General features: G+C 65.0%; 18 protein-coding genes and 1 pseudogene. 4 read left to right on the forward strand and 15 right to left on the reverse strand.

All coding sequences use genetic code 11. From position 1 onward, the window contains the following. Positions 1 to 520: 520 nt before the first annotated feature. The 4 genes from asd to leuC form a co-directional block, all read right to left on the reverse strand. Positions 521 to 1,642 carry an aspartate-semialdehyde dehydrogenase gene (asd, locus tag BFX80_RS12415; protein ID WP_084209075.1) on the reverse strand — a complete coding sequence of 374 codons (1,122 nt, stop codon included), beginning with the start codon at positions 1,640 to 1,642 and terminating at the stop codon, positions 521 to 523. Positions 1,643 to 1,858: 216 nt separating this feature from the next. Then, the gene (gene leuB / locus BFX80_RS12420) at positions 1,859 to 2,941 is read right to left on the reverse strand and encodes a 3-isopropylmalate dehydrogenase (RefSeq protein ID WP_084209076.1); all 1,083 of its coding nucleotides are present in this window, start codon (positions 2,939 to 2,941) and stop codon (positions 1,859 to 1,861) included. Positions 2,942 to 3,083: 142 nt separating this feature from the next. Beyond that, positions 3,084 to 3,737 carry a 3-isopropylmalate dehydratase small subunit gene (gene leuD / locus BFX80_RS12425; protein WP_077372384.1) on the reverse strand — a complete coding sequence of 218 codons (654 nt, stop codon included), beginning with the start codon at positions 3,735 to 3,737 and terminating at the stop codon, positions 3,084 to 3,086. Positions 3,738 to 3,748: 11 nt separating this feature from the next. Next, positions 3,749 to 5,200, reverse strand: a complete 1,452-nt coding sequence (leuC, locus tag BFX80_RS12430) for a 3-isopropylmalate dehydratase large subunit (protein ID WP_084209077.1) — start codon at positions 5,198 to 5,200, stop codon at positions 3,749 to 3,751. 320 nt (positions 5,201 to 5,520) lie between these two features. Here leuC and BFX80_RS12435 point away from each other — a divergent pair, with 320 nt between their 5' ends. Continuing rightward, a complete protein-coding gene (locus BFX80_RS12435) occupies positions 5,521 to 6,411 on the forward strand; it encodes a LysR family transcriptional regulator (protein ID WP_077372378.1) in 891 nt (296 codons plus the stop codon). 1,234 nt (positions 6,412 to 7,645) lie between these two features. Here the strand turns inward: BFX80_RS12435 and phaC are convergent. The 5 genes and pseudogenes from phaC to prmB all read right to left on the reverse strand — a co-directional run. Further along, positions 7,646 to 9,376 (reverse strand): annotated as a pseudogene (phaC, locus tag BFX80_RS18145) (class I poly(R)-hydroxyalkanoic acid synthase); the annotation flags it as partial. Positions 9,377 to 9,885: 509 nt separating this feature from the next. After that, positions 9,886 to 10,335 (reverse strand): phasin family protein, encoded by a 450-nt coding sequence (locus BFX80_RS12445; protein ID WP_167593039.1) that lies wholly within the window; start codon positions 10,333 to 10,335, stop codon positions 9,886 to 9,888. 170 nt (positions 10,336 to 10,505) lie between these two features. After that, positions 10,506 to 11,015, reverse strand: coding sequence for a DUF6489 family protein (locus BFX80_RS12450; protein ID WP_084209079.1), 510 nt, complete (start codon positions 11,013 to 11,015; stop codon positions 10,506 to 10,508). A gap of 290 nt (positions 11,016 to 11,305) precedes the next feature. Further along, the gene (aroC, locus tag BFX80_RS12455; protein ID WP_054554938.1) at positions 11,306 to 12,397 is read right to left on the reverse strand and encodes a chorismate synthase; all 1,092 of its coding nucleotides are present in this window, start codon (positions 12,395 to 12,397) and stop codon (positions 11,306 to 11,308) included. 111 nt (positions 12,398 to 12,508) lie between these two features. Then, on the reverse strand, positions 12,509 to 13,471 hold the full coding sequence (gene prmB / locus BFX80_RS12460; RefSeq protein ID WP_054554939.1) for a 50S ribosomal protein L3 N(5)-glutamine methyltransferase: 963 nt from the start codon (positions 13,469 to 13,471) through the stop codon (positions 12,509 to 12,511). A 220-nt stretch (positions 13,472 to 13,691) separates the two neighbouring features. On the opposite strand from prmB, the gene BFX80_RS12465 reads away from it, so the two are divergent. After that, positions 13,692 to 14,327, forward strand: a complete 636-nt coding sequence (locus tag BFX80_RS12465; protein WP_084209779.1) for a Smr/MutS family protein — start codon at positions 13,692 to 13,694, stop codon at positions 14,325 to 14,327. Positions 14,328 to 14,427: 100 nt separating this feature from the next. Next, entirely contained in the window at positions 14,428 to 15,270 is an 843-nt protein-coding gene (locus BFX80_RS12470) for a transporter substrate-binding domain-containing protein (protein WP_084209080.1), read from the forward strand. Between the two features lie 96 nt (positions 15,271 to 15,366). On the opposite strand, the gene BFX80_RS18150 is transcribed toward BFX80_RS12470, so the two are convergent. From BFX80_RS18150 to BFX80_RS12500, 6 genes are all read right to left on the reverse strand, one after another. Beyond that, positions 15,367 to 16,605, reverse strand: a complete 1,239-nt coding sequence (locus BFX80_RS18150; RefSeq protein WP_240499567.1) for a patatin-like phospholipase family protein — start codon at positions 16,603 to 16,605, stop codon at positions 15,367 to 15,369. Positions 16,606 to 16,653: 48 nt separating this feature from the next. Next, positions 16,654 to 17,610, reverse strand: coding sequence for an alpha/beta fold hydrolase (locus BFX80_RS12480; RefSeq protein WP_084209081.1), 957 nt, complete (start codon positions 17,608 to 17,610; stop codon positions 16,654 to 16,656). Beyond that, entirely contained in the window at positions 17,607 to 18,545 is a 939-nt protein-coding gene (locus BFX80_RS12485; protein WP_240499568.1) for an alpha/beta fold hydrolase, read from the reverse strand. Before BFX80_RS12485 ends, BFX80_RS12480 begins: the two co-directional genes overlap by 4 nt. Positions 18,546 to 18,642: 97 nt before the next feature. Next, complete coding sequence (locus tag BFX80_RS12490) at positions 18,643 to 19,890, reverse strand: DUF4340 domain-containing protein (protein WP_084209082.1); 1,248 nt, start codon at positions 19,888 to 19,890, stop codon at positions 18,643 to 18,645. After that, positions 19,887 to 22,604, reverse strand: a complete 2,718-nt coding sequence (locus BFX80_RS12495) for a GldG family protein (protein ID WP_084209083.1) — start codon at positions 22,602 to 22,604, stop codon at positions 19,887 to 19,889. The genes BFX80_RS12490 and BFX80_RS12495 overlap by 4 nt, the downstream gene beginning before the upstream one ends. Next, complete coding sequence (locus tag BFX80_RS12500; protein WP_167593040.1) at positions 22,601 to 23,785, reverse strand: ABC transporter ATP-binding protein; 1,185 nt, start codon at positions 23,783 to 23,785, stop codon at positions 22,601 to 22,603. The genes BFX80_RS12495 and BFX80_RS12500 overlap by 4 nt, the downstream gene beginning before the upstream one ends. A 209-nt stretch (positions 23,786 to 23,994) precedes the next feature. Here BFX80_RS12500 and BFX80_RS12505 point away from each other — a divergent pair, with 209 nt between their 5' ends. Next, complete coding sequence (locus tag BFX80_RS12505; protein ID WP_084209085.1) at positions 23,995 to 24,183, forward strand: hypothetical protein; 189 nt, start codon at positions 23,995 to 23,997, stop codon at positions 24,181 to 24,183. Positions 24,184 to 24,218 lie beyond the last annotated feature (35 nt).

The raw sequence follows: 24,218 nt of genomic DNA on the forward strand, positions 1-24,218 counted from the left end.
ATTCTTACATATAAGATACCAGAGAGTCCGCCTCATGATTCAGGCAAGGCGCGACTCAGCCAGAAAAATTTCAACGCTAGCGGGCGTCGTCCCCTCTGATAGCCCACCTGCTCCCCGGATGACAGGAGTGACCAGCTCCACCTCATCCGGCTGACACGATACTCAAATATGCATACGAGATGCCATCATGCATCAACATCGCCAGCCAAATTCGCAAAAAATGCGCAAGCCGGAATGAAGCCGGTCAGTCATTGGAATGACATGCCGGTCATCTGATGCCCATGGCACTGCCGATCATCGGCACGACCGACCATCGTAATCACCCTTCATTGGGCATTCGGGGAATGACAGGGGACCCGGGCATGGCCCGCCAGGACATTCGCCAGGGAAGTTCGAGTGCATGGATATTCGATTGCAGGATTTTCGACCGCAAAAAAATCGCCCCCGGCTCCGAAGAGTCGGGGGCGACGTCTTGCATCACGCCATGGCACTCAACCGCGAGGGCCAGCCATCGTGATGATCAGGCGGCGCGATGTTCCCGCAGAATGGTCAGCATGCGCTTGAGCGGCTCCGCGGCCCCCCACAGCAGCTGGTCACCCACGCTGAAGGCAGACAGGTATTCACCACCCATCGCCAGCTTGCGCAGACGGCCGACCGGAACGGTCAGGGTGCCGGTAGCAGCAGCCGGTGTCAGGTGCTTGAGGCTGTCTTCCTTGGTGTTGGCGACGACCTTGACCCAGTCATTGTGCTTGGCCAGGCGGTCTTCGATCTCGTCCAGCGGCACGTCCTGCTTGAGCTTGACGGTGAAGGCCTGGGAGTGGGAGCGCATCGCACCGATCCGCACGCACAGCCCATCGATCATGATCGGGTTGCCTTGGCTATCGAGAATCTTGTTGGCCTCGACACCGGCCTTCCACTCCTCGCGGGTCTGACCGGATTCCATCGGGGAATCGATCCACGGCAGCAGCGAGCCGGCCAGCGGCGCACCGAACTGCTGGGTCGCGAAATCATCGCCGCGCATGGTGGCGGTCACCTTGCGGTCGATATCCAGAATCGCGCTGGCCGGGTCTGCAAGCTCCGAGGCCACGCTGCCATTGAGCTGGCCCATCTGGGTCAGCAGCTCACGCATGTGGCGCGCACCGCTGCCGGAAGCCGCCTGGTAGCTCATGGAGGTCATCCACTCGACCATGCCGGCCTCGAACAGGCCACCCAGACCCATCAGCATCAGGCTGACGGTGCAGTTGCCGCCGACGAAGGTGTTGGCGCCGGCGCCGATCTTCTCATCAATCACGTGACGGTTGACCGGGTCCAGCACCAGCACGGCATCCTTTTCCATGCGCAGGGTGGAGGCCGCATCGATCCAGTCGCCCTTCCAGCCGGCTTCACGCAGCGGGCCGAACACCTGCTTGGTGTAGTCGCCGCCCTGACAGGTGACGATGACGTCCAACGCCTTCAGCTCATTGATGTCATTGGCATCCTTGAGCGCTGGCACCGGCGTACCCACGTCCGGGCCGGCCTGACCGACCTGGGAGGTGGAGAAGAATACCGGCTCGATACCGGCGAAATCGTTGTCATCACGCATGCGCTGCATCAGCACGGAACCGACCATGCCACGCCAACCGACAAATCCGACTTTCAACATGCTTGTTCTCCTTGTTCATGCACGGCCGGGAGCATGGAAGACACCACCGCTCCCGACACAGGAATGACCCGCAGCGAGCACAGGCAACTCACACGAGGCGAGCCTTGCCCAACGCTCCAGCCGCAGGTCCTGACATGAGAACCCGGCGACGCACGCCGAGCTCCCCCATGATCATCGCGTGAACGCCGCTGGCTCGGCGTTCACGCGGGTCTTGCCTTACGCCTGGGCCTTGAAGGCGGCCAGCACGGCATCGCCCATCTCGGAGGTGGAGACCTTGCGAGTGCCGGCGTAAGCGATATCGGCGGTACGCAGCCCTTCATCCAGTACCACGCCGACCGCCTTCTCGATACGCTCGGCCCACGCCGCTTCGTTGAGCGAGTAGCGCAGCATCATGGCCACCGACAGGATGGTGGCCAGCGGGTTGGCGATGCCCTGACCCGCGATGTCCGGCGCGCTGCCGTGGCACGGCTCATACATGCCCTGGCCGCTGGCATTCAGCGAGGCGGACGGCAGCATGCCGATGGAACCGGTCAACATCGCGGCCTCATCCGAGAGGATGTCGCCAAACATGTTGCCGGTGACCACCACGTCGAACTGCTTCGGTGCGCGCACCAGCTGCATGGCGGCGTTGTCGACGTACATGTGCGACAGCTCGACATCCGGGTAGTCGGCGGAGATGCGCTCCATCACGTCACGCCACAGCATGGTGACTTCCAGCACGTTGGCCTTGTCGACGCTGCACAGCTTCTTGTTGCGCTTCTGGGCCATCTCGAAGGCGGTACGGCCGATACGCTCGATCTCGGACTCGGAATAGACGTAGGTGTTGTAGCCGACCTGCTGTCCGTCGCGCGTCTCGATGCCACGCGGCTGGCCGAAGTAGATGCCACCGGTCAGCTCACGCACGATCATGATGTCCAGACCGGACACCACTTCCGGCTTGAGGCTGGAGGCCTCGGCCAGCTGCGGGTAGAGAATTGCCGGGCGCAGGTTGGCGAAGAGTTCAAGCTCCTTGCGCAGCCCCAGCAGGCCGCGTTCCGGACGCAGGGAGATATCTTCCAGCTTGTCCCACTGCGGGCCACCGACCGCGCCGAGCAGGATGGCGTCCGCCGCCTTGGCGGCGTCCAGCGTGTCCTTCGGCAGCGGATGGCCCGCCGCGTCATACCCTGCACCACCGACCTTGCCTTCGCTCAGCGTGATGTCCAGCCCTTCGCTGCGTGCGGCTTCAAGGATCTTCACGGCTTCGGCCGTGATTTCCGGGCCAATGCCATCACCGGGCAGAATCAGGATATTGCGGCTCATCTGGAACTCCTTGGGCCGGAGAGCATCCGGCAAGACCGACGGTTCACCGCCGGTGCTGAGACTGGGCTCGCTGCCACTCTGGACGGCGAGCCATGACGAATGTGTTGCGACTTCGGCGCTGACTGGCGTGACGCTGGACAGATCAGGCCGTCTTGCCATCGCGGAACAGCCACGGACGCTCGGCGCGATGACGCGTCTCGAAGCTGTCGATGGCGTCCTGATCCTTGAGAGTCAGACCGATGTCATCCAGGCCTTCCATGAGGCAATGCTTGCGGAAGCTGTCCACCTCGAAGGGGATCGACTCACCGGACGGCGTGATGACCGCCTGTGCCTCGAGATCGATATCCAGACGATACCCTTCCACCGCTTCGGCCTCCTTGAACAGGCGATCCACCGTGCCCTCGTCGAGGGTGATCAACAACAGGCCGTTCTTGAACGAGTTGTTGTAGAAGATATCGGCGAAGCTCGGCGCGATGACGACACGGAAGCCGAAGTCGGTCAGTGCCCAGGGCGCGTGCTCCCGCGAGGAGCCGCAACCGAAGTTGCGACGTGCCAGCAGCACGCTTGCGCCTGAGTAACGAGGCTGATTGAGCACGAAATCCGGATTCAGCGGACGCTTGCTGATGTCCTGTCCGATATAGCCCTCATCGAGATAACGCAGCTCATCGAAGAGGTTCGGGCCGAAGCCGGTACGCTTGATCGACTTCAGAAACTGCTTCGGGATGATCAGGTCAGTATCGACGTTGGCGCGATCGAGCGGTGCCACGAGGCCCTGCTGGCGAATGAACTTTTCCATGTCGGGCCTCCTCAGGCTGCGTGGGTATCGGAAGTAGGAATGGGGGCAAAGTCACGAACATCAACGAAGTGACCCGCAATCGCGGCAGCGGCGGCCATGGCCGGGCTGACGAGGTGCGTACGCCCACCGAAGCCCTGACGGCCTTCGAAGTTGCGGTTGGAGGTGGAAGCACAATGCTCGCCGGCGCCCAACTTGTCGGCATTCATCGCCAGACACATGGAGCAGCCCGGCTCGCGCCATTCAAAGCCCGCGGCGAGGAAGATCTCGTGCAGCCCTTCGGCTTCCGCCTGTGCCTTCACCAGGCCAGAGCCCGGCACGACCATCGCCTGCTTGAGGCTCTTGGCGACCGTACGGCCTTCGGCCACGCGCGCCGCTTCACGCAAGTCCTCGATACGCGAGTTGGTGCAGGAGCCGATGAACACGCGGTCCAGCTTGATGTCGGTGATCTTCTGCTGAGCGCTGAGGCCCATGTACTCGAGCGCACGGGTGATGCCACGCGCTTCGGTGTCATCGTTGGCGGCTGCCGGGTCCGGCACCACGCCATTGACGCTGGTGACCTGCTCCGGGCTGGTGCCCCAGGTGACCTGCGGGGCGATGTCCTCGGCCTTGAGCACGACGACCTTGTCGAATTCGGCGTCTGCATCGGAGACCAGATTGCGCCAGTCGGCCACGGCCGCTTCCCACTGCTGGGCGTTCGGCGCATAGGGACGGTCGCGCAGGTAATCGATGGTGATGTCATCGACCCCGACCAGACCGACCCGTGCACCGGCTTCGATGGCCATGTTGCAGATGGTCATGCGGCCTTCCATGGAAATGTCCTGGATGGCGGTGCCGCCGAATTCGATGGCATAGCCGGTACCGCCGGCGGTACCGATCTCACCGATGATGGCGAGCACGACATCCTTGGCGGTGACGCCAGTGCCGAGACGACCATCGACGCGCACCAGCATGTTCTTCATCTTGCGCTGGATCAGACACTGGGTGGCGAGCACGTGCTCGACCTCGGAGGTGCCGATACCGTGAGCGAGTGCCGCGAAGGCACCGTGGGTCGCGGTGTGGGAATCGCCACACACCACGGTCATGCCCGGCAGGGTTGCGCCCTGCTCCGGCCCGACCACGTGCACGATGCCCTGACGCGCATCATTGATGGTGAACTGCTCGATGTTGAAGCTGTTGCAGTTGTCGTCGAGGGTCTGCACCTGGATGCGAGAGGTTTCATCCTCGATCCCCGCGATACCGGCAGCGCGCTCCTTGAGAGAGGTCGGCACGTTGTGGTCCGGCGTTGCAAGGTTGGCATCCAGACGCCACGGCTTGCGACCGGCCAGACGCAGCCCTTCGAAGGCCTGCGGTGACGTCACTTCGTGCAGCAGGTGACGGTCGATGTAGATGAGTGCAGTACCGTCTTCACGTTGCTTGACCAGATGCTGGTCCCACAACTTGTCATAAAGGGTCTGGCTGGCCATGTCGTGTCTCCTCGTGGCGCCCTACGGTAAGAGCGCTTGCTGCCTCGGGGCTCGTGGCGGCCCCTTGATGAGGTGTGTCGTCCAGTGTTGATGGCGGGGCGGTCGTGCGAGCCATGTCGCAGGTGGCTTGCCACCAGAGGCTCGAGCATCGCCGCCGCGTCCTGTGTCATCAAGAGTACTCGGCGGCGATGAATAAAAGCAATTCATGTTTTTCATGCTTTGGATTCCCAAAAGGAATACCATTGTCTCAGCCGACATTCCCCCTGATCGCACGGAAGATCATTCTTCTGAACGCCCTCATGACAGGATAGCTGCCTCACATGGACACTCCCTCTCTTCAGGCCTTCGTTGCCGTCGCGGAAACCGCCTCCTTCTCGCTGGCGGCCGAGCAGCTGCACCTGACACAACCCGCTGTCTCCAAACGCATCGCGCAGCTGGAACAGCTCCACGGCGCGCGGCTGTTTGATCGCATCGGGCGGCGCGTCACCCTGACGGAGGCCGGCAACATCCTGCTGCCGCGGGCCCGTGCCATTCTGGTGATGCACGATGACACGCGGCGCGCGCTACGCAATCTGTCCGGCGAGGTAAAAGGCAGCCTGACGATGGCGACCAGCCACCATGTGGGCCTGCACCGTCTGCCGCCACTGCTCAAGGCCTTTACCATGTCCCATCCCGAGGTACGCATGGACATGCGCTTCCTGGATTCGGAACAGGCCTATCAGGGCGTACTGGATGGAGAGCTGGAACTGGCCGTCGTCACTCTGGCACCGCATCGCGATCCCAATCTGACGGTGGTGCCGGTGTGGCTGGACGAGATGCGCTTCGTGTGCGGACGAGACCACCCGCTGGCGGGACACAAGGCGTTGCCGCTGGCCGCCCTTTCACAGCACGACGCCGTGCTGCCGGGCCACCTGACCTTCACGCGTGGCATCGTCATCGACACCTTCGCGCGTGATGGCCTCTCGGTGGAAGTCTCGATGTCTACCAACTACCTCGAGACCCTCAAGATGATGGTCGCCATCGGCCTGGGCTGGAGCGTGCTGCCGGAAAGCATGATCGACGACGAGATCGAGATCCTGCCCATCGACCACCGCCCCATCGAACGCCAGCTCGGCTACCTCTATCACAACAACCGCACCCTCTCGAATGCCGCCAGCGCCATGATCGAGCTGCTGGAAGGGGCAAGGGATGCGGCCTCGAGACACCGCTGACGAATTTCGAAAGCACAACGCCAGCCCTGAGGGCTGGCGTTGCTGTAGAACGTCCTGCTGGTGGTGCCGCTGATCAGCGCTTGCCAGTGTCCTTGTCATTGCCCGCTGAGCCATCCGTCTTGCTGGCCGTAGGCTTGGCATCATCCTTCTTGGCCTCTTCCGCTGCCTTGGCGGCGGCGGCCTTGCTGGCGCTGGAGGGACGACCACGGCGCGGCTTGGGCGCTTCGCTGGTGGTGTCGCTCTTGGCATCTGCACCCGCCGCACTGCCAGTGTCACTCTTGGCGGCAGATCCAGCAGCCTTGGCAGTGCTTCCAGCACCTGTGCTGCTGGCGATCTTGGCAGTGCTTCCGGTGCTCGCACTCCCTGTCGAGCTGGAGGCTGGCTTGCTGGCCGCGGCGCGCTTGGTGGTGCTGGCTGTCGTCTTTCTGGAGGCCGCCGGCTTGCTTGCCGCGGTGCTCTTGGGAGCACTGGCCGCCGCCTTGCTCTGTGTCGCAGGCTGCTTGGCAGCGGGCGATGTCGCCGTGCTGCTGGAGCCCGAGGCAGTGGAAGCAGCGCCGCCGGTTGAGGTGCCGGACGCAGACGTCTTGCTGTCAGAGGCTGGCTTGCTTGCCGTCGTCTTGGCCGCAGTTGTCTTGCTCGCGGTCGTCTTGTTCGCGGTCGTCTTGTTGGCAGCTGTCTTGCGCGGCGTGGAGGTCTTTCTCGCCGTGGTGGTCTTCGCCGTTGAGCTACCTGTACTGCTGGCAGCCGTGCTCGCAGTGCTCGGTTTTGCCGTGCTCGGTTTTGCCGTGCTCTGTTTTGCAGTGCTGTCGCTGGCCGTGCTGCTGGTGGGCGTTGCGCTCTTGGCAGCAGTGCTCTTGGCAGCAGTGCTCTTGGCAGCAGTGCTCTTGGTAGCAGGGCTTTTGGAAGCTGTGCTCTTGGGTGCAGCACGTTTGCGCGCGGCGGGCTTGCTTGCCGGCGCTGCTGACTCAGTAGCCGCTGATGCCGCCTTGGAAGCGGCAGGCCCGGTGCTGGCGCCTTGCGCCCTGGAGGCACCGGACGAGCTGCTGCCCTTCGCGTCGCTGGCATCATTGCTCGCCTTGCCCGCCGCGCTCCCTGTCATTGCCGACACCATCTCTTCCAGCGGCAATGTCACCTGCTTGAGCGCGTCATTCACACTCTTCTCGACCGTCTCCTGCACATCACGCACGGTCTTGAGCTGCGCCTGTGCGGCTGAGGTGATCTCTTCCGGCACAGTCTGGCCGAGTACTTCCGGAATGGTCTGGCGCGCATAACGCCCCGGCGCCGCTTCGATCACGTCGAGCTTGCCCTCACCCGGCGTGCGCGCAGAGACTTCCGGTTCAGGCTCGACGAAACCATTGCCGGACATCCATGCCTGCCAGTCATTCCACCAGGAGCCTTCATGCGCCTCGGTGCCCTCAAGCCAGGCATCCGGTGTCGCCGGCAGCTCGTCATTGGTGACGTAGCCGTACTTGTTCTTGTGCGGCGGATTGACGATACCCGCGATATGGCCTGAGCCACCCAGCACGAAGCGCTTGATGGAAGCCTTGGGCAGCTGGGTGCCGTTGTAGGTGGTCTGCCACTTGGCGATGTGATCCTCGCGGGCAGAGACCCAATAGCTGGGAATCTCGATCTGCGAGAGGTCGATCGGCACACCGTCCAGCTCGATACCGCCGGGCTGCACAAGGCGGTTCTCCAGATACATGTGACGCAGATACCAGGCATGGGTACCGGCCGGCAGGTTGGTGCCGTCGGTATTCCAGTACAGCAGGTCGAACGCGGTCGGCGCTTCGCCCTTGAGATAGTTGGAGACGTAGAACGACCAGAAGAGGTCATTCTCGCGCAGCAGGTTGAAGGAGAACGCCATCACGCGGCCATCCAGGTAGCCGTCCTGCGCCATCTGCTTCTCAAGGCCCTGCAGTACCGGCTCGTTGAGGAAGACACCGATCTCGCCGGGATCGGAGAAGTCCTGCAACGTCGCCATGTAACTGACCGAGCGCACGCGATCCGCCTGTTTCCTGGCCGTGAGATAGGCCATGGTGCTGGCCGTCAGCGTGCCGCCGATGCAGTAGGACAGGATATTGACCTGCTTCTCGCCGGTGGCCTGTTCGATGGCATCCATCGCGGCAAGCGGCCCCATCTGCATGTAATCGGCCCAGGTGAGATCGCTCTGCTCCGGCCCGGGATTGCGCCAGGAGATCAGGAACACGGTGTGCCCCTGCTCCACCAGCCAGCGCATCATCGAATTGTCCTGACGCAGATCGAGAATGTAGTACTTGTTGATCCACGGCGGCACGACCAGCAACGGCGTACTGAAGGCCTTTTCCGTCGCCGGGCGGTACTGGATCAGCTGGATCAGCTCATTCTCGAATACCACATCCCCCGGCGTGACGGCGATGTTGTCGCCGAGACGGAAGGCTTCGGTGTCGGTCATCGCGACATTGATGCCTTCGGCGGAGTTGGCAAGGTCTTCCCGCAGACGCTTCAAGCCGTCGAGCAGATTCTGGCCGCCGGTTTCACGGGTCACCCGCTGCACTTCCGGGTTGGTGGAGGCGAAGTTGGAGGGCGAGAAGGCACTGACGTACTGGCGCGCGTAGAACTCGAGATTGCGCTTCTGGCTCTCCGGCAATCCCTTGATGCCCGCCAGCATCTCATCCACGGCGCGCGAGAACAGCAGGTATTGCTGCACGAGGAAGTGATAATACGGTTCGCTCTGCCAAGCCTCATCGCGGAAGCGACGATCAGAGCGTGCGGGGCTGATCACGGGCTCGACACTCTCACCGCTCATCTCGCGCAGCGTGCCCTGCATCAGGGCCATCTGGTCCTGGAAGAGGCGGGTCTGCGTGGAAATCAGCAATTGGGGGTCACGTGCCAGCGCCTCCGCGCCTGCCTGGAAGCAACGTCCCATCTCGTCGTAGATGGTGGAGGCAGCAGCACTTGGCCACAGGCGCTCCAGCATGTCACTCATCAGAGCCTGATACTGGGTGCTGGCTTCCTGTACCACGCCGGCCCATTCACCGCCGTCGACGCCATCGGGGAACAGATGGGAAAAGGCCTGAGAGAATGCCTGAGAAAGTGCCTGCTGCTGGGCTGAAACCATATCGCCCGTCCTCCTTGTCATTGGCTATCGAAGCATGGCTGTCGAACGAACGCCGACATGCACGATTTCATCGAACCGAATCCTTCCGTACCTCTGCAGTGCAATGCCCTCGAAAGGCGTTCGCGGCGCCGTCACTGGCACCTTGCACCGACTCTCTTCACTCTGGCGTCACTTTGGCAGGCCAGAGCCTTGCAGTCCGCTTTCCGTCGCATTCATGCCAGAGGCGCGAATACGACGGAAAGCCGGCTGAGACCTCTCATCTGTCGTCTTGCCGCCTCGGGGGGCGACTCTCAGCATGCACCCGGGCCGTGATGGGGGCAATGCCTGACCTCGCCAAAAAAAGGGCTGGCGCATGCGCCAGCCCTCTCGATGATTCTTCAGCTCTGCTTGGCGCGGCTGGTGGCACTTGCCGGCTTGCTGGTGCTGTCTTTCGCGGCATCCGCCGTGGCGGAAGACGCCTTGCTGGCAGCGGAAGATGCCTTGTCCGTGGCTTCCTTGCCCGCATCGGAATAGGCCTGTTCCATCTGGCTGCGCATCTCGTTGCCCATTTCCGCCAGTTTCAGGGAATCGTCCATCATCTGCTGGGACAGCTCGGTGGCCACTTCCAGCTGACGATTGCCGAATTCGCTGAGCTGCTCGACACTCTTCACTTCCGTCGCGGCGCGGGCACGCTCGAAACCGGTATCGGCATAGCGCTTGGCGGCATCCATCTGGAACTCGGCCACCTTGCTCATGTGGTCGAGCACCAGGCTGTTGAGCTTGCGCATCGGCTGATAGAAGCTGCGAGCCTGCTCGGCAAAGGCGTTGAACATCTGATCCTGTTGCATGACGGTTCCTCCCATGGATTCCGTACCGGAAGAGCGCGCAGAAGACTCTGCGCCATCTTTGGAGCGCAGCATTATGCTGCACTGCACAAAGACTAGTCTGCTCCCGAAGCGGTTGCAATCCCATGACGATAATCCTGCACCGCAATGCCTTCAGCTTCCCTCGTCATCCATCAGTCACGCTGACTGCGTGAGCGCGCGCTGGCGGCCTTGGGTCTGTCCTCAGCGGCCGCCTTCTGCGCAGCTCCCGCATGCGGGTCATTCCCAGCGGGCTCACTGTCGCCACCACTGGCCCCACCACTGGCGTTGCCCGTGCCCTGCTGACCGAACTGCTGCAAGGTATCCAGCATCATCTTCTGGTACTGCTGGAAAGCCGCCATGCCCTTGGCCATGCTGTCGCCCATCTCATTGGATGAGGCCCCCGGGGAATCGGCCGCTGACGCGCCGCCCATCCCCGCCATGCCTTCCGCCATCCCCGGCGGCATGAACCTGGCAAACGGCGTGCCCGCCCCCGGTGTCATCAGCGGCTTGAGCAGGCTCATCGGATCATAGCCCTCGACGCCCGCTTCCATCTGACGACGAAAGCGCTCCATCAATTCCTGTTGAAAGGCTTCCACATCCGGCAGGCCCATCGCCTGGCGAAACTCCTGAGGCGTCAGGTCGAATTCGACATTGATCTTCATGGCAGTGTCCTTGTGTTGTCTGCCCGCGCACGGCGTGGTGCGCGAGTCCGCTGGCATGCTTGCCATTCGAGTCTAGCAGCGAGAATGACACGGGGGCAGCCTGCTACTTACGCCTTTTCTTATTTACTTTGTGCAAGCCAACCCACCACGCAAGACGCCCCAGCCACGAAGGATGCAGGGCATCACTCCACGGATGGGGCGTCTCTTTCTCACTAAAAGTTCAGCAGCTTGGCAGCGTTACAAGTTCAACAGCTGGGCAGCGCCAGCAGTTCAGCCGCGCCGCAAGCGGCTTACACCTCGCGCAGCACCGGTGTGTCGACCTTGACGTCGGCATTCTGGCCACGATGGCGCAGCAGGTGGTCCATCAACGTCAGCGCGACCATCGCCTCGGCGATCGGCGTGGCACGGATGCCGACACACGGATCATGACGGCCGGTGGTGATCACCTCGACCGCCTCGCCGTTGACGTCGATGCTGCGACCCGGCAGTCGCAGGCTGGAGGTCGGCTTGAGCGCGATGCTGGCACGCAGGGTCTGGCCGCTGGTGATACCGCCCAGGATGCCGCCGGCATGATTGGAGAGGAAACCTTCCGGCGTCATCTCGTCACGGTGCTCGGTACCCTTCTGGCTGACCACGGCGAACCCGTCCCCGATCTCGACGCCCTTGACGGCGTTGATGCTCATCAGGCCATGGGCCAGCTCGGCATCGATGCGATCGAAGATCGGCTCACCGAGACCCACCGGCACGCCAGTCGCCTCGACGGTGACCTTGGCGCCCACGGAATCGCCTTCCTTGCGCAGGGCGTCCATGTACTGCTCCAGCTCCTCGAGGCGGTCCGCATCGCCACAGAAGAACGGATTGGTGTCGACCAGCGACCAGTCCTTGACCTCAAGCTCGATGGGACCGAGCTGGGACAGATAGCCGCGCACCTGCACGCCGTGGCTCGCCAGATACTTCTTGGCGATGGCACCGGCGGCGACGCGCATGGCCGTCTCGCGCGCGGAGCTGCGGCCACCGCCACGGTAGTCACGCTCACCATACTTGTGGTGATAGGTGTAGTCGGCGTGGGCCGGACGGAACTGGTCCTTGATCTTGCCGTAGTCCTTGGAGCGCTGATCGGTGTTCTCGATCATCAGGCCGATGGCCGTGCCGGTGGTGCGGCCCTCGAACACGCCCGAGAGAATGCGCACCTGGTCCGGCTCGCGCCGCTGGGTGGTGTGACGCGAGGTACCGGGGCGGCGGCGGTCCAGATCGATCTGCAGATCCGCTTCGCTGATCTCGATGCCCGGCGGGCAACCATCGATGATGGCGCCCAGCGCCGGGCCATGGCTTTCGCCGAAGGTGGTGACAGTGAACAGCTTGCCGAAGGTATTTCCGGACATTCAGGGGGTCCTCAGGCGATGCCGCCGGTCATGGCCGACGGCGTTCTGATAATAGTTGTCGTGAGCTTTTCAGGTCTGGGGCTGAAGCGACGGCACCAGACGAGCCTGTCTTCAGGCGAATTCGGGGGCGCAGACGTCCAGTGTCTGGGCATCGATGGCGAAGACGCCGTTGCCGCCGCGCTCGAACTCCAGCCACATGAAGGGCACGTCCGGGAACGCGTCCATCAGGTGGCGCTCGGAGTTGCCGACCTCGACGATCAAGACGCCGTCGTCGGTCAGGTAGTCACGCGCCTCGCGCAGGATACGGCGCACGATATCCAGGCCATCATCACCGGCGCCCAGCGCCAGCGCCGGCTCGTGGCCGAATTCCTGCGGCATGTGGGAGAGATCGAAACTGTCCACGTAGGGCGGATTGGAGACGATCAGGTCATAGCGCTTGCCGGCCACGCCCGCGAACAGGTCCGACTGCACGGCGATGACCCGCCCTGCCACGTCGTGGCGCTCGATGTTGCGACGCGCGACTTCCAGCGCCTCGCTGCTGATATCGACCAGATCCACCTCGGCGGTCGGCATCACCAGCGCCGTGGCGATCCCGATGCAGCCGGAACCGGTGCACATGTCCAGCACCCGGGTCGGCGGCAGTTCCGGGAACCAGGCCGAGAAGCCGCTCTCGATCAGTTCGGCGATCGGCGAGCGCGGAATCAGCACGCGCTCATCGACATCGAAGGGAACGCCGGTGAAGAAGGCTTCACCGAGCAGATACGGCAGCGGCTTGCGGGTGGTGATGCGTTCACGCACCAGCGCCACGATGCGCGCACGCTCCATGGTCAGCAGACGGGCGTCGATCACGGCGGGGTCCGTGTCCCACGGCAGATGCAGCGCACCCAGTACCAGCGCCACCGCCTCGTCCCAGGCAGAGTCGGTGCCGTGGGCGAAGTGCAGACGGTGCGCGTGGAACTCGCTGGTCGCCCAGCGAATCAGGTCGCGCAGAGTCACCAGCTCCTCGACGAGACGGGAATCCGGCTCACTGAGGCTGGAAGGATGGCGCAGGTCGGACGCGGAAGTAGTGGACACGGTGATTCCTGTAAGCGGACAGATGGACAACGAGCGCCGCCAGTCATGAAGCGTCGGTGGCGTCTCGCGCAGGCATTGTAGCGTTCACGAGGCGTGGCGGCGACCCTTGCACGCGCCATGGTCACCGCGCGTGACGTGCGCGACATCATGGGACGCCACTGACCTTGCACGGCACGGCGCGGTGCTTCACAGCACCGACAGCCACGCTATACTGCGCCCCTTGCCATTCACCGCTTGCGGAGCCCCCAGCCATGCCCCCCGACACGACGACAGCTCGGATGACGGCGACGATTTCAACGCCTTCCGCGCCGCCCTCAAACAGGCCGGCGTGCGCAAGATCACCAGCAACCGGGCAGACCCCGGCCGCAAGCCGCTCAGCCGTGACGAGCAGGCCCGACTGGCCGCGCGTCGCGCTGCCGCCAGCGAAGCCTCGACCGACTCTCTCGGCACGCCATCGCGCACCACGGACGGCCAGGTCGAACCGGTCACGCCCAGCCAGCTGCTCGACTTCGCGGTACCGGACCTCCCCTACCGCCAGCGCCAGCGCCTCAAGCGCGGCGAGATCGCCTGGGAAGCCGGTCTCGATCTGCACGGCTACACACTGGAGCAGGCGCGCAGCGAGCTGGAATCCTTCATCGATGACGCCATCGCGCGGCGCTCACGCTGTGTGCTGGTCGTACATGGCAAGGCGTGGACCGGCATGGCGGATCACCCGATCATCAAGAGCCACGTCAACGCCTGGCTGCGCCAGTGGCCGGACGTGCTGGCCTTCACCTCGGCGCTGGAGCTGGACGGCGGCAGCGGCGCAGTTTATGTATTGTTGCGCAGCAAGGGCCGTGATCCGTTGATGGACTGAGCGCCCCCTCGGTCGTCACGCCGCCGACAAATTGACGATCTGAACATCTGAAGCAGGCCTCACGCCGAGCCTGCCACCATAACGACAAGGGAACACCCCGATGACACCCAACGCTGAACACTCCACACGCCAGCCCTCACGCCGCGCGCGCTCCACCGCCATCTTCAGCGGCGTGACCGCAGCCACCCTGTCACTGACGCTTGCCATGCCCGCTGCCGCCAGCGATTCCCTGACCGACAGCACGCTTTCCCGCGTGAAGGACACTCAGGTGCTGAAGGTCTGCACCACCGGTGACTATGCCCCCTTCAGCCATCGTGAAGACGACGGCGAGTTCGAGGGCATCGACCTCGACATGGCCGCCTCGCTGGCCGCAAGCCTGGGCGCAAGCGTCGAGACGGTTCCGACCAGCTGGCCGACGCTGATGGAGGACTTCACCTCCGGCAAGTGCGACATCGCCATGTCCGGTATCTCGATCAAGCTGGATCGTCAGGCACAGGCCTACTTCAGCCTGCCCTACCAGACCGGCGGCAAGACGCCCATCGTGCGCTGTGAAGATGTCGACAAGTACCAGACCGTCGCCCAGATCAATCAGCCAGGCGTGCGCATCACCGTCAATCCGGGCGGTACCAACGAGCGCTTCGCCAACGAGTTTCTCGGTGATGCCACCCGTGTGGCACACGATGACAACCGCACCATCTTCAACAACATCATCGAAGACCGCGCCGACGTGATGGTGACGGATGCCATCGAGACCCAGCTGCAGGCCAGCCGTCACCCGGCGCTGTGCAGCGTGCATCCGGACACGCCATTCACCTTCTCCCAGAAGGGCTATCTGCTGCCGCTGGGTGACAACATCTGGAAAGCCTATGTGGATCAGTGGCTGACCCAGATGCAGGGCACCGGCGAGCAGGCCGCTATCTTCGAGAAATGGATCAAGGGCTGAACCAGCGCGTCAGCGTCAGCCTGAGCCACATGCCAAAAGCCCCCGCCAATCTCGTTTGGCGGGGGCTTGCGTCATTGCCGCGTGCTCATCGACCTCCTAGCCATCCAGCCCCTTCTCGTAACGATCCAGCGCCTCGGCGGCCAGGTGACGGCCCAGCTTGATCAGGCCTTCGGCCCGATGGAATTCGTAGGCGCCACACACCGTCTTGGGGATCTCGACCAGAATGTCCGGCGGATACCCGGCGATCTTGTACTTGGCCAGTGTCGCCTGGGTGATATCGAAGGAGCGCATCATCATGTCGAGCTTGCCCCAGGCCTGCTCCGGCGAATTGTCGTCGTCGACTCCCTCCTCGATCTCCGCGAGCCGCCGCGACTCCCGATTCTCGCTCTGACGCCCCTGCGCCTCGCGCGGGTCAGCATCGTCCCGGCCCTCCTTCACGGCCTGATTCAGCACATCGTTCAGGGTCGCGCCCGTGCTGGTGGCGGGCTCCGTCTCCGGCGCCTCCGACAAGGCCGTGAGGGGCGGGGCGAGACTGCCTCCCGGCGGCAGCGGCACGCCGCCCAGGGGGCTCACCGCCGAGGTGGAGGATGGCGGTGGCTCGGCGAGCTCAGGAGGCTGCGTCGCCTCACGCTCGGCCGAGAACATGCGCTCGGCACTGCGGCGCACGCCACGCAGCCAGTCACCGAATCCGCCCTCCTGCGCCTGCAGCGCGGCCTCGCGTGCTTCCTCTTCGGCCGCCTCCGCCGGGGGCAGCATCTGCTCCAGCGTCTGGTTGCGCGGCGAGTGCGCGGTGGCATTCACCGCCAGCACCAGATCCACATGCGCGGCCACCAGCGGCGTGATGGGCAACGGATTCATCAAGCCACCATCCACCAGCATCTTGCGATCGCGCTGCACCGGCGTGATCACCCCCGGCACGGCGATGGAGGCCCGGATCGCCTCGAGCAGATTGCCGCTCTGGAACCAGACCTCCTTCTGGGCGATCAGGTCCGTGGCAACGGTGGTGAGCGGTATCGGCAGGTCCTCGATGCGCGTATCCCCGATCAGGGCCTCCAGCTCTTCCATGATGCGACGGGCGCGGATGGCGCCCATCGGGCTCCAGGTCACGTCCACTAGTCGCAGCACATCGAAATAATCCAGCTTGCACACCCAGTCCCGATAGGCGTCGAGCTGACCGGCGGCATAGATGCCGCCCACCAGCGCGCCCATGGAACAGCCGGAGATGGCGCGAATGTCGTAGCCCCGCGCCAGCACTTCCTCGATGACACCGATATGAGCATAACCGCGTGCCCCGCCACTCCCCAGTGCCAGGGCGATGGTCTTGCGCTTGGCCATGGCATGTCTCCCGATGACGATGATGAAGGATGACCTTGGCGCGACGGACTACTCGCCCGCGACGGTCCAGTCGATGATCCGTGCCGCGACCGCCGCGACATGTCCCGGCTCCAGATGCAGGTGATGGCCGCCGGGCAGGACGCAACGCTCCAGCCCGCGCACGGCCGCTCGCGCCAGCTGCGCTTCGGGCCGCTCCCTCAGGATACCCTGCTCCCCCTCGATCAGCAGCACCGGCTGATTGACGGCGGCCAGCAGCGCCAGTACCTGCTCCGGGGTATAGCGCATCACCGAGGGTCTGAGCAGACGACGGTCACTGCACAGCCGCCAGCCCTCTTCGAGGGGTTCGAGGTTGCGCTCGACCACCGGGCGTATCGTCTCGGCATCCACGGGCGTGACGCCACCAGCCACACGCGCCGCCACCGCCTCCTCGATGCCACGATAGTGCGCACGACGCGACGGCTGGCTCCCTGAGGCCTCTCGCGAGAGCGGACGCGCATGACGCGCCAGCAGGCCACGGCGCAACTGCCCCACCACCTCGTCAGCCGGTGTCGCCAGCGCCCCGATACCGTCGATAAGCACCAGTCGGGCGACATGCTCCGGCAGGGCCGCTGCGACTTGTCCGGCGACGGCAGCGCCAAGCGAGTGCGCCAGCAAGGTGACCGGTGCCTCCGACATGCCCTCGCCTCGCAACCCCTCCAGCGCTTCGATGACATCGTGACAATAATCCCACACCGCATAGTCGCCATCCGGCCCCTGGGGACTCGAGCGACCATGCCCGACCAGGTCGATGGCCACGATCCGGATGCCAAGTCGCTCACACAGCAGAGGTGCCAGGCGCGTGAAGCTGGCGGCATTGTCAAGCCAGCCGTGCAGCGCCAGCCATACCGGGGCGTCAGCGCTGGCCTGCTCGGAGCGCCACTCCAGCGCCGCTATCTCGCCGCCGCAGCGACGCGTGAACGTCAAGGGACGAGGGGATGGGCGTGATGTGCCCGTCGTGGAATTCATGCCATCAACTCCGGTGCCAATTGCGTGAGGGTCGCCAGCAGCGCCTCACGCGTCAGATCAGGATGCTCAAAGGGATACATGTGTCCGCCCGGCACCGTGGCGACCTCAAGCCCGGCCCGTTGGAGCCTGGCGATGCGCGGTGGCGTCAAGAGGTCCGACTGCTCACCTGCCAGTATCTTCACCGGTACCTTGAGCCTGGCCACGGAGCCCGTGAGGTGATCACTCAGATGCCGGAAGATCTCCACCTCGTGACGCGTATCGAAGCTCAGCGACAGGCTGCCATCGCCGTGGCGATGCGTGGCATGCTCGATGTAGTCCGCAAGTGCCCGGGGCGTGAAGTTGGCGAACAGCGAGCGGCGACGCAGGTAATCATGCATCGCCTGAGGCGAATCCCAGCGGGCACGCCGGCCACGCGTGCGCCCTGCCGGCGTGACACGGTCGATGAAACCGAAGCGCTTGGCGATCTTGAGGCCGATGGCATCACGTCCCAGCATCAAGGGCGGGTCAAGCAGGATGACGCAGTGGAAACGCGCCGGCTGCTTGAGCGCGGCCATGTAGTTGACCACGCCTCCCAGCGAATGCCCTACCCCGATGACCTTGCGACTGTCCGGCGTGCCCACCGGCCCCAGCGCCGTGTCCAGACAGGCCAGCCATTCGTCCCGCAACGCGATCAGATTGCGCCCCACCGGATAGGCGGGATCATGCGCCAGCCTGTCCACCGGCAGCAGATCGAACGACTCGGCCAACGGGGCCAGCAGGCTGTTGTAACAGGCGCCGGTGAAGCCATTGGCATGGGCAAACGCCAGCAGCGGACGTGACTCTCGCGGCTCGGACACCTCCCGAGGCTCCGCTTGCGGCGTGACCTCTACGGCCCCCGCCACGGCGGCTTGCCCAGCGGATGCTGATGAGGCATTGCGGGATGGCACTGTCATCATGAAGTCTCCTCACCTTGCGTGGCGGTGTCGCCGGATGCCACAGAGCAAACGGTCGTTTGACCCAGTCTCCCAGCATGCCAGCCCCACTGCCACCACGCTACTCGCCTAATGTCTCACCTTGCGCGGCAGGCCTGGCATCCACCGCCGAAGCCACCTCTTCGTTCGCCTGGGAAGCCGCCTGCAGAGCAGCCTGAATCGCCGTTGGCGACAGTCTGCCCGCCTCGAGGCCACCGCCCGCCTCTGCCGAGCCAGCGGACACGCCAGGATGAGGCCCGGTATGGGTCTCGATGACCTTGCCCAGCCCGATCAAGCGCTCGCGCAGCGCACCGTTGACCTGGATCTCCACCGCCGCGAGACGCCGTACCAGAGCCGCCGGCCAGCGCGTGCCCTCCAGGGTCAGACGCGCCCAGGGCTTGCTGCCGGAAGCGATGGACAGCGTCAGCTGCAGGTGATCATCCCGCGATGGCGGCTGGCGATACTGCCGCGCAGCGTGGGACCAGTTCAGGGTCAGCGTGACCGCCGGCTGCCAGTCCGCCTGCGCGACACGCAGGCGCAGATCGTTCTGGTTCAGGGGCGAGAGCGCCGCCATGAGGGCCTCGGCCGCTGCGCTGTCGGGGGCAAGCCCCCGCGTGTGCGGGGTATGGGATGCCTGCGGATGAGGCGCCAGACGCACCTCCACACGACTCAGCGCGGGCGGCCCCTGCCTCTCGTGCAGCAATGCGGACAGATCCAGCACCTCGCTTGCCGCCAGGCCGCCCCGCCAGTCCGGCAAGCCGATGTCGCGAGACAGTTCCAGCACCGGCGAATCCGGCAGCGAAAGCCAGCGCACGTAACGCCCCGGCAAGGCATCAGCACCACTGCGGGCAGCTGACGGCGTGCCGCCCAGTTGCAGACTCACCTCACCATCACTGCCGGTGACATTCACTACCGGAGACTGCCCCGCCAGCCCCAGCGCCTGAAGCGCCTGGTCAGTCGCGGGCTTGCGCGTGCGCAGGCGTGCCTCGCTCAGCTGGTGCAGCAGCCCGGTCACCTTGTCCTGACGCGCCGGCCAGTTGCCCAGTGATGCCAGCTGCCAATCCCCCTTCGGGTCTCGCGTCAGACTCAGCCAGTCCTGCGCCTCATCGGGATGGCGACGAATGCCGATTCTCTGCGCCGTCGCGGCGACATGCGACAACGCCGGCAGCGGTGTCAGGATGGCGCTTGAGGCCTCGCCCTCCTGAAGCGGAGCGCCTGGCCCGGCATCCGGAAACGAGCCCGACTCACGCGGGCCGAGCGTCAGAGCCCCGATCGCCAGCAACGAGGCCAGTGCTGTCAGCGCCCATCCGGCGCGATTGAAGCGACTCATGCGTCATCTCCCCTGCGGCGCTCGCCGCGATGATCCTCAGCGGCTCGGTCAGACGTGCTGGATGAGTCCGGTCTGCCGGATGCCGACGCCGTCTCGGCGCTGGTGGACGCGGACAGTCCCCCGCCACCGAGGCGATGACGACCGGGCTGACGATGGCCGGACAGTCGCCCGGCAGGGCGATAGCCCGCTCGACGACTCGCGTGATAGCGCCGCCAGCAGATCAGCTCACCCAACAGGCCCAGCAACACCGGCAGCGCCAGCAAGGTCCAGAGACGAAGCCTGCGACGCAGATCATCACGCTCGGCATTCGCCGCGCGCTGCTGGCGCGCGAGTGCGCTCTCGAACGCCTGTTGCATGTCATCCAATGCCGTTCGCTGGCGTGTCGCCTCCGCCTTGTCGGCCACCGGGGCAGCCCCCAGTGCACTCAGGCGCGACTGCCAGTCATTGCGCAGACGGGTTTCCTCGGCCGCCTGGCGATCCGCCAGCTGATGCAGTCGCGTCAGCTCGCGCACCTGATGGGCACCGGCACGCAGCGCCACCAGCTCCGGGCTGCCCGCCAGCACATCCACCGCGTTCTCCAGCCAACGGGCATTGGCATTCAGCTCGCGCTCACTGCCGTCCGCCGCGCTGCGCCGCCACAGGCGATCACTGGCCATGTCGACATCGCTGACCACCAGCAGCTGGCCCTCACGCCCGTCTTCATGCCCGTCGTCACGCGCCCCCTGATCCACTGGCGCCGGCCAGTGGGTCAGCACCGCCAGCCCACCCTCCTCGACGCCCTGGCCGGACAGGCCGGACAACGGCCGCGGGTCCATGCGATTGGCGTACACCTTGTCGGCCGGCAGCAGGCGCGTGGTGTCGGCCCCTCGGATCAGCCACTGCCGCGAGGTCGCTGACGGTGTCTCCGCCGTCTCCTCACGCGGGGCCAGCCAACCAGCGCTGGACATCACCAGCTGATCGACATTCTGGTTCAGCAAGGCATCCGACAGACGGTCCGGGCCGATGCCAAGCAGCGTCGGACTGAGGGCGCGCGTGCCGTCCAGCAGACCGATCGGCAAGGCAAGTCGGGTGTCCGCCACCACCTCGCCGGCACGTGACTCAAGTCCTGCATGGGCCAGCAAGGCGCTCAGAGCCTCAGAGGCCGGGGCTGGCTGATCCAGCATCTCGGGGAGCGGGTCCAGCATCATCAGCACTCGCCCTCCACGATCCAGATAGTCACGGATCGCCGTCAGCGTCGCCGTCGGCAACAGGCGCGGGGCGATCACCAGCAGCGCATCCTGATCGCCGATAGGGCGCGCCGGGTCATCCCCGCCGGACAGCCAGTCGATGCGCAGGCGGGCATTGAGACGTTCCATCAGCCCCCAGCTACCCAGTGCCCGGCCCTGCTCCATGCTCGGCTGACCCATCACCGGCAGGCTGGAGATCACGCCCAGGCAGGGTGGCTGGGTGCGCGAGACTTCCTGGATCTGACGCGCGACCTGCGCTTCCAGTCCGCCGAGATCGGAGGCCTTGAGCATCGGGATCGCACGGCGCTCGGAATAGGGGCCATCGATGATCAGACCGAACAGCATTCTTTCACCGCCAGGTAGCGAAAGCGCCGTGAGTCCCTGGGCCTCGAGGTCCGTGAAATCGGCACTGTCCGGCTGCGGGTCCACCCGCTTCAGGCGCACCTGAGGCTCACGCGCGAAGGCGCCCAGACGCGTCTCGATACGTGTCGCCAGCTCCCGCAGCTGCGGGAGGTCCGCGGCAAAGCGCTCGCTGTAGGCGAAGGTCAGCGTCACGGGGGATGTCAGCCGCGATAGCAGCTCCCGGCTGGCAGGGCTCAGGCTGTGCTGGCGGGTATCGGTGAGGTCATGCGCCGTGATCAGCGGATTGGACGCGTTCGGGGATACCATGGCGGGCAGACGCTGGGCGGCCAGCAGCACGGCCGTGACACTTGATGCCACGGCCAGGGCGACCAGCCACTGGGGCGCCTGCCGACGCGTGTTGCGCTCCTGCTTGAGGCCACGCACCTGCAGCACCAGACCGGCCAGGGTCAACGACAGGAAGTAGCCGACATCCAGCAGCGCGGGGCGCCCTTCGCTGAAGGGCGTGAGATGGGCCGGCAGACTGATCAGATCCAGCAGCTGCACCCAGTGTGGCGCCAGATGACGCGCCAGCTGAGCAGTCACCGCCGGCGTGCCCGGCAGCATCAACGCCAGCCCCAGCACCAGCGCCCCCAGCCAGGCCGAGAGCGCCGAGGGCGCACGGACCGCCAGCGCCTGACCGAGACTTGCCAGTGCCATCACCAACAGCGCCATGCCAAGATACCCGCTGAGCACAAGGCCGAGATCGGGATCGCCCAGCCAGTGGATCAGCACCAGCAACGGTGCCGTCATCGCCAGGCCCAGCCAGCCCAGCACACAGGCGCTTGCCAGGCGGGCGCCCGCCAGCCGCCATGGACCAAGTCCGAGCCCTGACAGCCATTCAAGCAGGCCATTGGCGCGCTCTTCCGGCCAGCCACGCAGGGCCAGCAACGGTGTCCATAGCACCAGCAGCCATGGCAATACCTGCCACAGCGCTCCCAGGTCCGCACGATCACGTGCCAGAAGATCACCGACCTCGAAGGCCCCCAGCGGGGCCAGCACCGCCATCACCACCAGCAGAGACCAGCTGGCCCCCTGGGTCATTGCCTGATGCAGGTCACGCCGCACCAGCGCCATCATCGCCCTCATGACGATACCTCCTGATCCGCATCCAGGGGGCGCTTCACGCGCGGCAATGGCGCGGGCTGCTCGGCCATGCGCGCCACCAGCTGACGGAATGCCACCTCGATGTCCCCCCGCTCATGCACGCACTCATCGAGCCGTATCTGCATGTAGCTGCACCACCGCGCCAGCGCGGAGCGCGGGTCCTGCCCGGGCCTGCCCACCAGTCGATAGGCCGGGTCCGCCATCAGGCGTCGCCCTGAGCGGGACACTCGCTCGGCGCCCTCGGGCGACACGGCGGTGATGGCCGCGACACCGGGCAGCCGCGAGACGCTGGCCAGTTCCAGCTCGCTGAGTTCACGGCTCAGGATCACCCGCCACACCGGCAGGGGCGACGTGCCGCCATGAGCGGCACCGAGTCGCTCACGATAGGCACTGGGCACCGCCTCGCTGACGGACAGGGCCGCCAGCGCCGCCGGCGTGTCATCGAAGCCCAGCTGGCCGTTGGCCATGACCAGCACGCGATCACAGATGCGCGGCACCTCTTCCAGCAGATGAGTGGAGACGATGATCAGGCGCTCGCGCCCCAGCTCACGTATGAAGGCGCGCACGCTGTCCTTCTGCAGCGGGTCCAACCCATCGGTGGGCTCATCCAGCAGCAGGATGTCCGGGTCATGGGTCAGCGCCATCGCCAGTGCCACGCGCCGGCGATAGCCTTTGGATAACACGGCGCACAATTGATTGGCGAACGGCGTGATGTCGAGGCGATCCATCAAGGCAGGCAGGCGCTCCTTGCGAGTCCTGCGCGACAGACCATGCAGGCCCGCGACGCACTCGAGCGTCTCGCGCACGGTAAGCTGCGGCCACAATGGTGCCCCTTCCGGCAGATAGCCGATCCGTCGCTTCAGGCGATTGAGCTGACGCTGACCGGCTCGCCCATCGAAGGCCTCTCCCTCGAGCGTCAGTTCGCCATCGGTTGCCGCCAGGGTGCCTGCCAGCATGCGCAGACTGGTGGTCTTGCCGGCGCCATTGGGCCCCAGCAGGCCGATCACTTCGCCGCGAAAGGCCTTGAAGGAGAGTCCGGACACGGCCTGGTGAAGGCCGAATTGACGCCCCAGCCCCCGGCTTGCCAGCAGTGGCACAGGCGCAGGCTGATGAGGCAAGGGCACGGAAGACGATGCGGCAGAGGTCGCGTATGGGTCCTGCAAGTTACCCGCTCCTTGTGGTGATGTGGGGCCTGCGCCCGAAAGATTGCAGCACAGGGTAAGCGGACAGCCTGCGCTCGCCAAGCCGGGCGCGCGCCTTCCAGTCTGCTGCGCTGCAAAATCCTGATATGCTGGCGCTATTCTGCCGCAAGGCGAGGCGCCGGACATCCGTGAGGCGCCGGGACCACGCGCTCACCCTTCCAGGAGTTCCCATGCCCGATCCGCACGTCAACTCGCCCTCTTCCGGCTCCCGGTCGAACGCCTCACCGACACCCGAGGACCTGGAGTCTTCAACGGACGAGCGCTCGACCAGGCGCCCGCAGCGTGACACACGCCTGCGCAATCGCCTGTTCTGGGCACTGCTGACGGCAGCATTGATCACCGGCTTCTGGCTGATCTGAGGGCGGACTGACATGAGCGAGAGACTGACATGAGC

The organism is Cobetia marina, assembly GCF_001720485.1.
Lineage (GTDB): Bacteria > Pseudomonadota > Gammaproteobacteria > Pseudomonadales > Halomonadaceae > Cobetia > Cobetia marina.